The organism is Streptomyces sp. NPDC056738 (genome assembly GCF_042790435.1).
Classification (GTDB): domain Bacteria; phylum Actinomycetota; class Actinomycetes; order Streptomycetales; family Streptomycetaceae; genus Streptomyces.
Genome location: NZ_JBHTZF010000002.1, coordinates 778,782 through 790,504, shown reverse-complemented (window position 1 = coordinate 790,504; position 11,723 = coordinate 778,782). Strand labels below are relative to the sequence as shown.

Below are 11,723 nucleotides of genomic sequence, written 5' to 3'. Positions count from 1 at the left end.
TGTGCGTTTCCCCGGCGTGCCCGGTGGGCTCGTATCCATCGGAAAGTCTGCGTCCGCAACGAGTCCGGAGTTCACCACCGACCTGCCCCGGAACGGAAGTTCTGCCCGCGCGAATGCCGACCGGCATCCCGCCGCAGCGAGGCCCAAGTCCTTGCCTGCCGCTCCTCAGCCGGCGGGACGGGCGGTCTCGGTGGTGCGGCAGAAGCGGCGGTCGCGGGCCGCCATCCGGGTACGTGGGCCGGCGGCGCGGAGGACGACGTCCAAGGCCCGGTCGGGGTCCGCGGCGTAGGTGTTGCTGAACCACGCCATGTTCGCCTCGACCACCGCCCACTGGTCGGTGGCGCCGGGCTCGGGTGGGGTCAGGAACCCGACGTCCACCACCACGGCGCTGGGCAGGCCGTCGCCGCAGCCGGCCAGAAAGTCCTTCGCGAACGCCAGGACGGCGTCCTCGTGGCGATGGCCGTCGAGGGGCTGGGCGTCGAGGCGGCCGAAGGTGGCGTACTGCGAACCCGTGCGGACCTCGCCGTCCAGGACGTAGAGGCGGAACTCCGTCGCCCAGGTCACCACATCGCTGATCTGCACGGGGACGTCGGGCGGCAGCTCGGGCCCCGCCGGGAGCCGACCACCGTCGGCGTAGACGGCGGCCGGGAAGCTCTTGTCGGTCGGCGGCTTGACGAAGGCCGGCCGGGTCAGGCGACGGGCCTCGCCCAGGGTCGCCATGGCGATATGCCGTCCCGTGTACGTGAGGGGCACGGTGATCAGCCAATCGTCGGAGGGCTCCAGGAGCGCCAGCTCAAGTTCGTCCACGACGCCCGCCGCGAAGACGGGACCGCCGTAGTAGTGGCCGCCGCGCCTCCCCGTTGTGATGCCCGCGCCGCCCTGGGCGGGCAGGACTTCGACGTCCATGCCCCGCCGACGTGCCGACGTCGCCAGCAGCTCGGAGGTCGTGGTGTACTGCGGCGCCAACGCCAGGAAACCGTGGTTCGTCACGATCGATGACCATGCCATCGGTCCGCTCGGGCAGTCCACCGAATTCGGGCCCGCGCCCCGGGATCCGAGGGCCGGATCCGCGACCGATCCGAGTCTCGCGGACACCTGGTGGGTGGGGACCGTGGCGTGCCGTCGACGACGGTCATGTTTCGAGCGCGCCGTGGCGTGTGGATTTTCGGCGTCGAGGCCGTTGGCAGTGGGTACGGGTGAGTTCCGCCCGTGCTCTGGACGGCAGGGTGTCGGCGCAAGCTTCCCAAGGTCGCGTGGGGGTCTCGTGATCCACGTCCGCAGTGTTCCAGGCGGATCTGACATCTGAGCTGCCGGTTCCCGGCACCGGCGGGAGATGCGCGTGGCGTGTCCTCCGTCGCCCCGGTCACCGTCACAATGTCACGAGCCTGTTCAGAGATCGCTCCCTCTCGGTGTGATCAGACGGCAGCGTCGCTCCTATGAGGCACTATCACCGGGACATTCCGAATCCCGGGGGACTTCTCATGGCTCACACAGCTCGTTCACGCCGTACCACCGCCGCGCTCGCCGCTCTGTCGCTCGGCATCCTGGCGACCCTGACCGCATGCAACGGCGACGCCGAGAACGACGCGGCCGCCTCGGGAACGCACGCGAGCCCTTCTGCCACGCCTGCTGACAAGAACACGGCCACACCCTCGTCAGCCGACCCGGGTGACAGCGGGAGCGGCAGCGGCAGCGGCAGCGGCAGCGGCAGCGGGAAAACCTCCGCCAGCCCGAGCACCCCGGCACCGTCGAAGCCCGCCTCCGACGACGGCCAGGACGGAGGCGTCGGCATGTGCGAGACGGCCGACCTGAGCTACAAGGTCACCGTCGCGTCCAGGCCGGTCAACCACGCCTTGCTGACGGCGAGCAACAAGGGCAGCGACCCCTGCCTGCTGTCGGCGAACGAGCTGGTGATCACGATTCCGGGGCTCGACGGCGCTGCCGAGCACATGGGACCCGACGGCAAGGACTGGATTCTTGAGCCCGGCCAGAACGCCTATGCGGGGATCTTGTTCTCGCGCGCGGACACCGCGGGGGGCAAGAGCGCCGACAAAATGGCAGTTGCACTCACCGCTTCCGAAGATCCGACGACCGTGCCGATCAACGGTGGTCCCGTCACGGTCAACGACGGCCAGGTCACCAGCTTCTTCGGTACCGCCGAGGACGCACTGACCTACTGACCACCCGCCTAGGCAGGGCAAGCTTCGTCAAGAGCACCACCCGTGACGCCCGCGCTTTGAACGCGATCCGGGCCCGAGGCGCGCACTCCCCTGCCGACTGCCAACTGCCAACTGCCAACCGCCAACTGCCACAGTGCCGAGTCACAACGGGTGACTCGGCCACTGAGGTTGGCCGTAGATGCAGCGCAGAGCCGTTCCCCTGGCCTCAGTGGAACCCGAGCATGAGGTGTCTCCGCAACAGAGCAATCGCCAGCGTGTGGTCGTACTGCTCGGCCACGTCCATGGGCGTGTGACCGTCGGGATCCGCTAGTTGCGGGTCGGCACCGAAGGCCAGCAGGACGGCAGTGGTATGAACGGTGAGCGGGTGCCCGCTCTGCAAACTGCTGTCACCCTCGACGTCGATCGCGTGCGTCAAGAGCGTCGAGGTGCCCTGTACCTCGTCGGGATCGGAACCGGCGGCAAGAAGACGCGCCAATGTCTCGGCGTCCTCGTGCTCCACCGCAAAATGGGCCGGCGTCCAGTAGTCGTTCACGATGCCATTCAACCCGCCCATCCCCATCGACCTGGCCCTCCCCTTGCACTCCGCCTTCCTCGACCGTGAACTCCTCAGCCAGTACGTCGTGACAGCCGACCCGCAGGGTCCGAGCGTGGCCCAGGGGTGACCGAAAACTGAGCCCGGTCCAAGAGGTCCCGCCATCGCGAACTGGTCCGGGACTCGCGGACCTTGGTGGCAACCCCACCGGCCGGCGCCGCCCCCGACCCGCATCAGCCCGCATCAGCCCGCCGACGGCTCCGCATCCCAAGGCCGCGGTCCCGCGCCCTCCTGCCAGTGCTGCAGTTGCGGACCGTCGACGCACACGATGCCGCACTGCTCTGCGTAGTCGAGGGCGGGGGCGGTGAAGTCGCTGGTGGTGACCACGACAGCGACATCGGCGCCGTGAACGGTGAAGCAGGTGCCGCCGAAGCGCTGCAGGTCCTGTGAGCCGACCCGGTTGCCGTCGCAGTACCGCTTGCACTGGATGACGAGCGAGCGCCCGTCTGGCGTCCTCGCCACGACGTCGGCGCCCAGGTCGCCGGCCCCGCCCACGACCTCCACGTCGAGACAGCCGTCGCGCCGGCACAGTTCGGCCACCGCCTGCTCGAACTCGTCCGGGTCCAGGGTCTCGTAGGCGATCTCCACCGTGACCGCGGGCGCCTCGGGCATGGTCTCGGGAAGCAGGACGGTGGGTTCCGTGCCGAGGCGTCCGCCGCAGGCGCCGGGCCCGGCGGGGGCCAGGGCGACGGCGGGAGCCGGTGACGCCGCGTCGAGTGCTTCGACAGCCGTCTGCGTGGCTTCGTCCAGGGCTGCAGCCGCGCGCCGCGCGATCCTGGCCGCCGATATGCGGCGCTTCCCGCGGCAGCCGGCCATGACGGCGCCGACGCCCATGAGGGCGAGCGCCACGGCCCAGGCGGGACGGTGCACCGCGGCAGCGGCCGCTGTGCGGGCGGCCGCGCCCACCAGAGCGAGGATGACGGCGAGGAGCGCGAAGTAGAGGGCCGTCGCCCGGAGTTCGAACCGGCGGGAGTGGCGCGCGGTACGACGGGAGCGTGCGGGAACGGCCATGGTGATGTTTCCTCCCCTGGGACGTCAACGAAGATCAATTCGCGTCTTCCCAGGTAGCGGCCGTTCTACCGCGTTCCGTCGTGCACGCCGCGGCGCGAGTCCAGTCGTGGGCGGAGACGACGATCAGGACCAAGTGCGGGGCTTCTGCCGCACGTCGTGGCAAAGCAGCTCGCGGCTTCCGTTACGACCCGGCAAGCCCCTACGTGCCCGTCTGCAGGGTTACGGCGAACCGGGCCTGTTCGTGACCCTGGTGACCGGGGTCGCCATGGCTGCCTTCCTCGCCGCGGGGCTGTTCACGAACCTCTTCGCCTGACGGCCCTTCACACCACCTCGCCGCCGACACGTGCTGCCCAGGAACGGGCACTCGGGCCGACATCGCCCCCCAGCCGTGTTGACCTGCCATTTCGACCACAGCTCCTAGGAGACGAGTTCGTCCAGGAGCTGAGGGCCGTTGTTGCGGACGCTGTTGACGGCCGTGGAGACAGGGCGGGCGTACAGGTGACCGTCCGCCGGCTGGCCGAGCAACGCACGGAGCTCATCGGGGTCCTGGTGACCGGGATCCAGCCAGGCGTCGTAGTGCTCGGGGGTGAGGGCGAGCGGCATGCGGGGGTGAACGCGGCCGGCGGTGTCGGTGGCTTCGGTGGTGATGATGGTGCAGCTCATCAGCCAGGCAGCCGGGTCGTCGTCCTGCTTGACCGTCTGGTCGCGCCAGTAGGCGTACAGCCCGGCGAACGCCATCACCTCCCCGTTCTCGGAGTGGATGAAGTACGGCTGCTTGCGCGCCTTGCCCGTTCCGGGGTCCTTGACCTGCTCCCATTCGTAGAAGCCGTCGGCGGGCAACAGGCAGCGGTGTCGGGTGAACGCACGGCGGAACGCGGGCTTTTCGTGCACCGTCTCGACCCGCGCGTTGATCATCCGGGCGCCGGCCTTCACGTCCTTCGCCCAGGACGGGACCAGACCCCAGCGCAGCGGCCGGAGCTCCCGCTCCACCGGGCCGGTGTCGTCCTGGCCGCGGGGTGCGCGTTCGAGGACGGCCCACACGTCGTCGGTCGGGGCGACATTCCAGCTCGGCGCGAGCGTCTCCCGCGCGGGTACGTCGGGCACGTGGAAGAGCGGCGCCAGCTCCTGCGGGCTGCGAGTGGATGCGTACCGACCACACATACCGCCAGTCTTTCACCGCCGAGAGCCGCACGCCCCGCACCGACACCGTGTCTCCGGGGACGGCTGTCGTAGCAGAGGTCTTTCAGGATCCCTGGGCTGTCGGTTCTGCCGGCCGTGGCCGGCGAGCTCATTTCGTAGGGCGAGGTTCGATCTCCGGGGATGACGGAAGACGGATGCCGGATGACGGATCACGGATCACGGATCACGGAACCTACGGTGCGCTGGGCGTGTGTGTGAGCTGCAGGCGTGGTGCCGGCGGCAGCGGCGTCGGCGCTTCCGTCTCTGGTGCGGCGCGGAACGCCTCGATCACGTAGGCGGCGAAGCGGTGGGAGGCTGTGACCCGGGCGGCACGCGGCATGTCCTGGAGGCCGCGGTGGGCCATGAGGATGAGGATCAGGTCGTCGATGACGAAGCCGGGGCGCAGTCGGCCCATCTCCTGGGCGCGGCGGGCCAGTTCACCGACCGCGCGCAGGGTCCGCTCCCGGTCGGCGGCGAAGTCCATGGCCTCGGGGAAGGTCGTCATGAAGGCGTCGGCGAATCCTCTGCTGTGGGTGTGAAGTTCACAGATCCGCTCGATCAGGCTCCGGAATCCGTGCCACGGGTCCGAGTCCGCGAGGGCGTCGCGGACGGCGGCGTGGCAGGCTCGCCGCTGCTCGGCGAAGGTCTCCGCGATCAGTTCCTGCTTGGTCGGGAAGTGCCGGTACAGCGTGGCGGGGCCGACGCCTGCGTGCCGGGCGATCTCACGCATGGGCGCGCTCAGGCCCTTTTCCCCGAGCACCGAGCGGGCGGCGTCCAGGATGCGGGCCCGGTTGTCGCGGGCGTCGGAACGCAGGGTCTGAGGCAAATGGTCGGTCATCGTTTCTCACTTTAGCCAAACGGACGGGGGTGTCCGTTACGGTCCGATGGCGGTGTCGGCCCCCGTCCCGACGACACTTCGCCGGTGGTGGCATGGCCCCCCCCCCGGGGGGCAGCTCGACCCGCGGCCGCAACAGCGGCGATCCGTCCTTCCAACGACCCGAGGAGCAGAGATGAAAGCCGTCGTGATCAGGACGTTCGGAGACCCCGACGGCTTGGAGATCGTCGATGTGCCCGTGCCCGTTCCCGCCCCGGGGCAGGTTCTGATCACCACGGAGGCGATCGGGGTAGGCGGCGTGGACGCCGTGATCCGCCGGGGAACGCTTGCCGCCTACGGCTTCCGGGAGGGCCATCTCCTCGGCAGCGAGGTGGCGGGAGAGGTCACCGCGGTGGGAGAGGGCGTGGACGCCTCGTGGATCGGGCGCCGGGTGTGGGCGTTCACGGGCCTGTCCGGTGGGTACGCCGAGCGGGCCGTCGCCTCGGCCGAGGACGTTCTTGCGCTGCCTGACGGCCTGACCGGCGCGGACGCGGTGACCCTCGGCGGCTCCGGCGTGGTCGCCCACTTCGCTCTGGAACGGGCCCGTTTCACGCCAGGCGAGACGGTGCTCGTGCGCGGTGCGGCGGGAAGCATCGGAATCACGGCGGTCCAGCTCGCGGCCAGGAACGGCGCGAGCGCCGTGGCGGTCACGACCTCGTCGGCGGAGCGCGGCGCCCGCCTGCGGGACCTGGGCGCGACTCACGTCCTCGACCGCTCCGGCGAGGGCGGCCCGCAGACACCGGCGGGCTTCGACGTGGTGATCGATGTCGTGGCTGGTCCCCGGCTTCCCCTGTTCCTGGACAAGTTGAACTCCAACGGGCGCTACGTGGCTGTCGGCGTGGTCGGTGGGCAGCCGCCGACGGACTTCGGCATGCGGCTCATGGACGCCTTCCGTAGATCGTTGTCGTTCGCCACATTCAGCTCTGACACCGTGCCCGGCCCCGACCGGCAGGCCGTGCGGTCGTCCCACTTCGCCGATGCTGTGCACGGGGACCTGCGTACCGTCGTACACGAGGTGTTGCCGCTGGACCAGGCGGTACGGGCCCACCGCGAGATGGACGCGGGAAAGGTGTTCGGCAGGATCGTGCTGACGCCCTGAGTCAGGCCGCGAAAGCGTTCGCAGCCCGGGTGGCGAAACTGGGATCATGCCCGCATGGACTTCGACCTCGCCCCACCGAACGGCGTTGGCCCGTTGCGGATCGGCATGACTCGGCAATCGGCCGACACGGCGCTGGACTCGCTCCGCGATCCCTCCGCGGTCTCGGAGTCCGACCGGCCGGGCCAGCACATCTTCCGTCCCGGTGGGCTGATGATCAGCATCCAGTGCACGCGAGACCTGCTCGAAGCCGTCGAGCTCGGGCGGCCCTTGTCCCGGACCGACCGCGTCCTCTTCCGGGGCCTGGACGTGTTCGCGATCCCGGCCCGCGAGGTGGTGCAGCGCATGGGCGAGTACACCTCGATCGAGGCAGACCCCGACGATCGAGCGTCTTTCATCGCCCCTGACCTGCTCCTGAGCTTCTGGCGCCCGTTCGCGGCCGACGACGAGCCGGAGGAAGAACAGGGCCACTACTTCAACTCGGTACTGCTGGCACGGCCTGGCTACTACGACACCCCCGCCCAGGCCGCGGAGCGACTCCGGCAAAGCTCGTGAACGGCTCGACGAACAGGGAGGCCGATGCCGCGTAGACGGCCGTCTCAAGTCCGGGCTGCCGGTCGGGCCGCACATCGGCGGCCAGGAGAACCATCAGAGCCGGGATTCTCCCGTGGTTCACGCAGGCTGTTCGTAGCTGCGGCTCGGTTGGAACGTGAACGGCTGTGGCCGGGTGCGCTGGCCCAAGCCCTGCTCGAGTGGTCACGTACAGCCCACCGTCCGGCTCGTGCATTGTCCGGCGGCTGCGGCTGCCCGCTCTGCCATCCCGCCTGTTCGACTGACGAACGCGCAGTCCTCGAACTCGCGCTTCATGCTCTGCCTTCGCGGCCGGCACGCGAACTTAGGTCCATGGTCGAACCACTCGACGCGCTCTACGTGGCACGGACCTGGCCCGACCCGTACGCCTCCCCGGATGAGGGTTGGTGGGCCCGTCGCTGCTGGGGCTGACCTCATGGCTTCCTGGCCGTCGGCGGCCTCGTGCTGCCGAGGTGCCGGAGCAGGAGCAGGGCGACGGCCGCGGTGGCCAGTTCGCCTGCGGCGAGTGCTGTCCAGATGCCGTGTGGGCCGAGTCTGCCCAGGGCGACGACGAGGGGGATCTTGACCAGGAGAAGGGTGCCGATGGTTGCCAGGTAGGCGGGGGCGGGGCGGCCCACGGCTTGGGCGTAGGCGGCGACGAGGGGACTGATGCCGGCGACGGCCAGGCCGAGGGCGATGACGCGCAGCGCTTGTGCGGCGGTGCCGACGGCGTCGGCGTCGTGCAGGAACTGGGCGGCCAGGGGACGGGCCGAGAGGATGAGGGCGGCGGCGCTGAGCAGTCCGTAGAGGAGGGAGGCGAGGAGCGCGAGGTCGCGGGCGCGCCGGGCGCGATGAGGCAGGCCGCGGCCGGTGTTGTAGCCGACGATGGGCTGCAGCCCCTGGCTGAGGCCGGTGTGCGGCATCGTCGCGAAGGTCTGAAGGCGGGCGCAGACGGCGTAGGCGGCCAGGGCGGTGGCCGAACCGGTGGCGGCGAGCGAGCTGTTGACGACAACGGCCAGCAGGGTGACGCCCGTTCCGGCCAGGAACGACGGCAGGCCGACGCCGAGCAGGGCGCGCAAGGTCGGGCCGTGGGGCAGGAGGTCCCGGGCGCGGACGCGGTAGGGGCGGCCGGATCGGCGGAAGAAGAACCACAGACTCATCGCCGCGGAGACGGCCTGGCCGCCGACGGTGCCGAGGGCCGCACCGCGTACGCCCATGCCGAGTCCGAAGATCAGCAGCGGGTCGAGGGTGATCTGCACGGCGACGGCCACGAGCCACAGCAGGGTCGCGTAACCGGTGCGGCCTTCGGCACGGACCAGGCTGGAGAACCCCGTGGCGACCAGTGCCCCGCACAGCAGGATCACGGCGTAGGGGCGGGCCGACTCGCGCAGTTCGCCGTGGGCACCCAGGAGGCTGAGCAGCGGGTCGAGGAAGGCCAGGCCGAGCGTGGTGGTGATGGCGGCGCACAGCCAGAACAGCGTGAAGGAGTTTCCGGCCGCGCGGGCCGCGGCCTCCCGGTCCCCCATGCCCAGGGCACGGGAGATCAGGGAGGCGCCGCCCGCGCCGACGGTGGTGGACACCGCGCCGAGCAACAGCAGCAGCGGGGCGGCCAGGTTGACCGCGGCCATCGCGGTGTCGCCCACCCCGTGACCGACGAACCAGGCGTTGGTCAGGGCGTAGACGCCGTACACGCCCACGGCCGCGGTGGTCTGGGCGCACGACCGCAGGAGCAGTGGGCCCACCGGGTCGGTGCCGAGGCGGGTGGTGGCGTCGGGGACGCGGGCGAGCGGGGTGGTGGTCACCGTCGCGTGCGGCCGAGCGACGCCATCGCCTCGTCGAGGTGGGGGCGGGCCCAGTCGTACTGCTTCGTGTCGGCGTGACCGCGGTACACGGTCTCGATGACCATGATCAGCATCAAGTAGAGGCCGTACAGGCGGCGGCGCACCTGCTGGGTCCCGGTCAGTTCGCCGTGGCCGTAGCCGCGCATGAAGGCCTCCGGGTCGCCGAAGGCGGCCAGTTGGATGCCGGTGAAGCCCGCCTCGATCAACGGGTCTCCGTAGAAGGCGCGTTCATGGTCGATGACGCAGACGAGCTTTCCGTCGCGGACCATGACGTTGCTTTCCCAGAGGTCCCACTCGACCAGGCGCGGTTCGGTGACCTCGTCGAGGCTGCCGGCGTGTTCGGCGACGACCGCGCGGACCGTGTCGTAGGACCAGCCGATGTCCACGCTCCGACGCTCACCGTCGCGCAGGACGTCCTCCAGCATGCCGGTGAACACCCGCCGCCAGCTCCTGTCGCCTGGTCCGGCCAGCGGTCCGAACGCCGTGCCGCGCAGGGAGTTGATCTGCCGGTTGGCCGCGCCGACCTGCTCCATGCAGGCGTCGCGCTCGGTGGTCGGGAGCGACTCGACGATGACTCCGAGGTTGTCGGCGTCGACGTACGGCATGAAGAACCAGTCGGCGTCGCACAGTTCACGGCTCCGGTCGGCGAAGTCGACGGCGGGCACCGGAACCGAGGTGTGCTCGCGCAGCAGTTGGATCGTGGCCAGCTCGGTCGCCATGGCGCCGCGTTCGTAGGTCATGACCTCCACGTGCGGCGGCGGGGCTATCTTCAGGACGACCTCGGCGCCGTCCCTGAGGCGTATCCGGTAGGCGACGTTGAACCAGCCGTGCCCCAGCTCGCTCGCCCAGCCCTCACCGGTCGGGACCCGGTCGGCGCCGTAGGCGCGCTCGATCATGGCGCGCAGCGTGTCGGACGACTGCCGGTTCTTGGTGATGCTCTCCACACCCAGCCCCTTCGACGGTGGTGTCCTGGTGCCGCCGGCGGGTGTGGGGCCCGTGCTGTACCGGCGCACCGCCCGGGACGGGACCGCTCCGGAAGAAGTAGACACCATGTAGTGGCCATACATCCATGGGGCTGCGGCAAGATCACGCCAACCGAGGTGGGGGAAGCCGGTCTTCACCGCTCACCGTGGCGAGCGGCCGTCGCGCGGACACAGGAACACTTCATCGACGTAGCACCAGGCCCACGGCTCCTCGCCCGGCTCCGCGGACCGCACCAGGGGGTGACCGCTCGATTCGTGGTGAGCGGTGGCGTGGGCGCCTGGCGCGCTGTCGCTGCATCCCACGTGGCCGCAGGTCAGGCAGAGCCTCAGCCGCGTCTCCTCGTGCCCCTGGGCGGAGCACTCCGTGCACACACGGCTCTGGGGTGCCGGTGCCGGGCCCGCGTCGGCGGCATGGGGACAGTGCCGGCCCTGCGGACGGCCGCCGTCCGGCCTGACCATCCACTCCGTCATGGTGTCGCCTCTCACCTGCCGGCGGTCGCCGTACGAACGTCACCCCTACTTCTCGCATGCGGGTACGCATGGATGCGCACCGCGAAAGGGAAAGCAGGCCGAAGCCGGTGATCGTCCAGGACCTGTGCGCTCCTTGCGGGCGCCCGGCGACGCACCGCGCACAGGGGTTCTGAGGCTGCGTGCGCAGCCGGCCGTGCCCTCGGCGACGCCGACCAACCGGTCCCATCCACCTCTCATCCAAAGGCGCGGGAGGCGGGGAAAAGGAGACGCAGGCTCCAGCGGCGGGCGTGCGATCAGGGCGAGGAGACGACATGAGCCAGTTCACCGGTCGCGAGGTCGAGTCCGTCTGGGACTATCCACGACCTCCCGCCGTGGTACCGGACAACCGCCCCGTCCGGGTGGAATGCGGTGGCCGTGTGGTCGCCGAGACGCGACGCGCCATGCGGGTACTGGAAACCAGTCATCCACCGACGTTCTACATCCCACCGGGAGATGTCTGTACTGATCTGCTGTTCCCGGCCGACGGGCACTCCTGGTGCGAGTGGAAAGGCAGCGCACGCTACTGGGACCTGATCATCGGCCACGAGGTGCGTAGTCGTGCCGCCTGGAGCTACGCCGACCCCCATCCCGCTTACACGGTTCTCAAGGACTACTTCGCTTTCTATGCCGGCAGCGTCGACCGCTGCGTCGTCGGCGATGAAGAGGTACGGGCCCAGGACGGAGACTTCTACGGCGGCTGGGTCACCGCAGAGGTGCAAGGCCCCTTCAAGGGAGCACCTGGAACGCGTGGATGGTAGGTGCCGCGCCGGTCTGCCCCTTGCTGTGCGTCGTCTGTGAAATCTTCACGCGGCCCACTGAGTCCGACCGGCTTCCCGCGCGTACTCCCCTTCAGCCGCCAGACCAGGTGACGACAAGTCGGCGACGAA

At 70.1% G+C, this 11,723-nt stretch carries 14 protein-coding genes; 6 read left to right on the top strand and 8 right to left on the bottom strand.

From position 1 onward, the window contains the following. Nucleotides 1-165 precede the first annotated feature (165 nt). Nucleotides 166-1,008, bottom strand: a complete 843-nt coding sequence (locus ACFRIC_RS07220; RefSeq protein ID WP_382780683.1) for an ATP-grasp domain-containing protein — start codon at nt 1,006-1,008, stop codon at nt 166-168. A 473-nt stretch (nt 1,009-1,481) separates the two neighbouring features. Between ACFRIC_RS07220 and ACFRIC_RS07215 the strand changes: the two genes are divergently transcribed. Further along, entirely contained in the window at nt 1,482-2,180 is a 699-nt protein-coding gene (locus ACFRIC_RS07215) for a DUF4232 domain-containing protein (RefSeq protein ID WP_382780681.1), read from the top strand. Between the two features lie 205 nt (nt 2,181-2,385). On the opposite strand, the gene ACFRIC_RS07210 is transcribed toward ACFRIC_RS07215, so the two are convergent. After that, nucleotides 2,386-2,712 (bottom strand): ankyrin repeat domain-containing protein, encoded by a 327-nt coding sequence (locus ACFRIC_RS07210; protein ID WP_382780678.1) that lies wholly within the window; start codon nt 2,710-2,712, stop codon nt 2,386-2,388. 1 nt (nt 2,713) lies between these two features. Between ACFRIC_RS07210 and ACFRIC_RS07205 the strand changes: the two genes are divergently transcribed. After that, nucleotides 2,714-2,842, top strand: a complete 129-nt coding sequence (locus ACFRIC_RS07205) for a hypothetical protein (RefSeq protein WP_382780675.1) — start codon at nt 2,714-2,716, stop codon at nt 2,840-2,842. A 113-nt stretch (nt 2,843-2,955) separates the two neighbouring features. Here ACFRIC_RS07205 and ACFRIC_RS07200 read toward each other — a convergent pair whose 3' ends face one another. Next, complete coding sequence (locus tag ACFRIC_RS07200) at nt 2,956-3,783, bottom strand: restriction endonuclease (protein ID WP_382780673.1); 828 nt, start codon at nt 3,781-3,783, stop codon at nt 2,956-2,958. Nucleotides 3,784-3,889: 106 nt separating this feature from the next. Between ACFRIC_RS07200 and ACFRIC_RS07195 the strand changes: the two genes are divergently transcribed. Then, the gene (locus ACFRIC_RS07195; RefSeq protein ID WP_382780670.1) at nt 3,890-4,096 is read left to right on the top strand and encodes a hypothetical protein; all 207 of its coding nucleotides are present in this window, start codon (nt 3,890-3,892) and stop codon (nt 4,094-4,096) included. A gap of 104 nt (nt 4,097-4,200) precedes the next feature. On the opposite strand, the gene ACFRIC_RS07190 is transcribed toward ACFRIC_RS07195, so the two are convergent. Continuing rightward, nucleotides 4,201-4,944, bottom strand: coding sequence for an SOS response-associated peptidase (locus ACFRIC_RS07190; protein ID WP_382780667.1), 744 nt, complete (start codon nt 4,942-4,944; stop codon nt 4,201-4,203). Nucleotides 4,945-5,155: 211 nt separating this feature from the next. Continuing rightward, nucleotides 5,156-5,800 (bottom strand): TetR/AcrR family transcriptional regulator, encoded by a 645-nt coding sequence (locus ACFRIC_RS07185; RefSeq protein ID WP_382780664.1) that lies wholly within the window; start codon nt 5,798-5,800, stop codon nt 5,156-5,158. Nucleotides 5,801-5,972: 172 nt separating this feature from the next. On the opposite strand from ACFRIC_RS07185, the gene ACFRIC_RS07180 reads away from it, so the two are divergent. Both ACFRIC_RS07180 and ACFRIC_RS07175 read left to right on the top strand, forming a co-directional pair. Beyond that, nucleotides 5,973-6,935, top strand: coding sequence for a zinc-binding dehydrogenase (locus ACFRIC_RS07180; protein ID WP_382780661.1), 963 nt, complete (start codon nt 5,973-5,975; stop codon nt 6,933-6,935). A gap of 54 nt (nt 6,936-6,989) precedes the next feature. Beyond that, nucleotides 6,990-7,487 carry a hypothetical protein gene (locus tag ACFRIC_RS07175; RefSeq protein WP_382780659.1) on the top strand — a complete coding sequence of 166 codons (498 nt, stop codon included), beginning with the start codon at nt 6,990-6,992 and terminating at the stop codon, nt 7,485-7,487. 449 nt (nt 7,488-7,936) lie between these two features. On the opposite strand, the gene ACFRIC_RS07170 is transcribed toward ACFRIC_RS07175, so the two are convergent. The 3 genes from ACFRIC_RS07170 to ACFRIC_RS07160 form a co-directional block, all read right to left on the bottom strand. After that, on the bottom strand, nt 7,937-9,304 hold the full coding sequence (locus ACFRIC_RS07170) for an MATE family efflux transporter (protein ID WP_382780656.1): 1,368 nt from the start codon (nt 9,302-9,304) through the stop codon (nt 7,937-7,939). Continuing rightward, entirely contained in the window at nt 9,301-10,287 is a 987-nt protein-coding gene (locus tag ACFRIC_RS07165) for a phosphotransferase family protein (protein WP_382780654.1), read from the bottom strand. Before ACFRIC_RS07165 ends, ACFRIC_RS07170 begins: the two co-directional genes overlap by 4 nt. A 180-nt stretch (nt 10,288-10,467) precedes the next feature. Beyond that, nucleotides 10,468-10,785, bottom strand: a complete 318-nt coding sequence (locus tag ACFRIC_RS07160; protein WP_382780855.1) for a UBP-type zinc finger domain-containing protein — start codon at nt 10,783-10,785, stop codon at nt 10,468-10,470. Between the two features lie 323 nt (nt 10,786-11,108). Between ACFRIC_RS07160 and ACFRIC_RS07155 the strand changes: the two genes are divergently transcribed. Next, nucleotides 11,109-11,594 (top strand): DUF427 domain-containing protein, encoded by a 486-nt coding sequence (locus ACFRIC_RS07155; protein ID WP_382780651.1) that lies wholly within the window; start codon nt 11,109-11,111, stop codon nt 11,592-11,594. Nucleotides 11,595-11,723 lie beyond the last annotated feature (129 nt).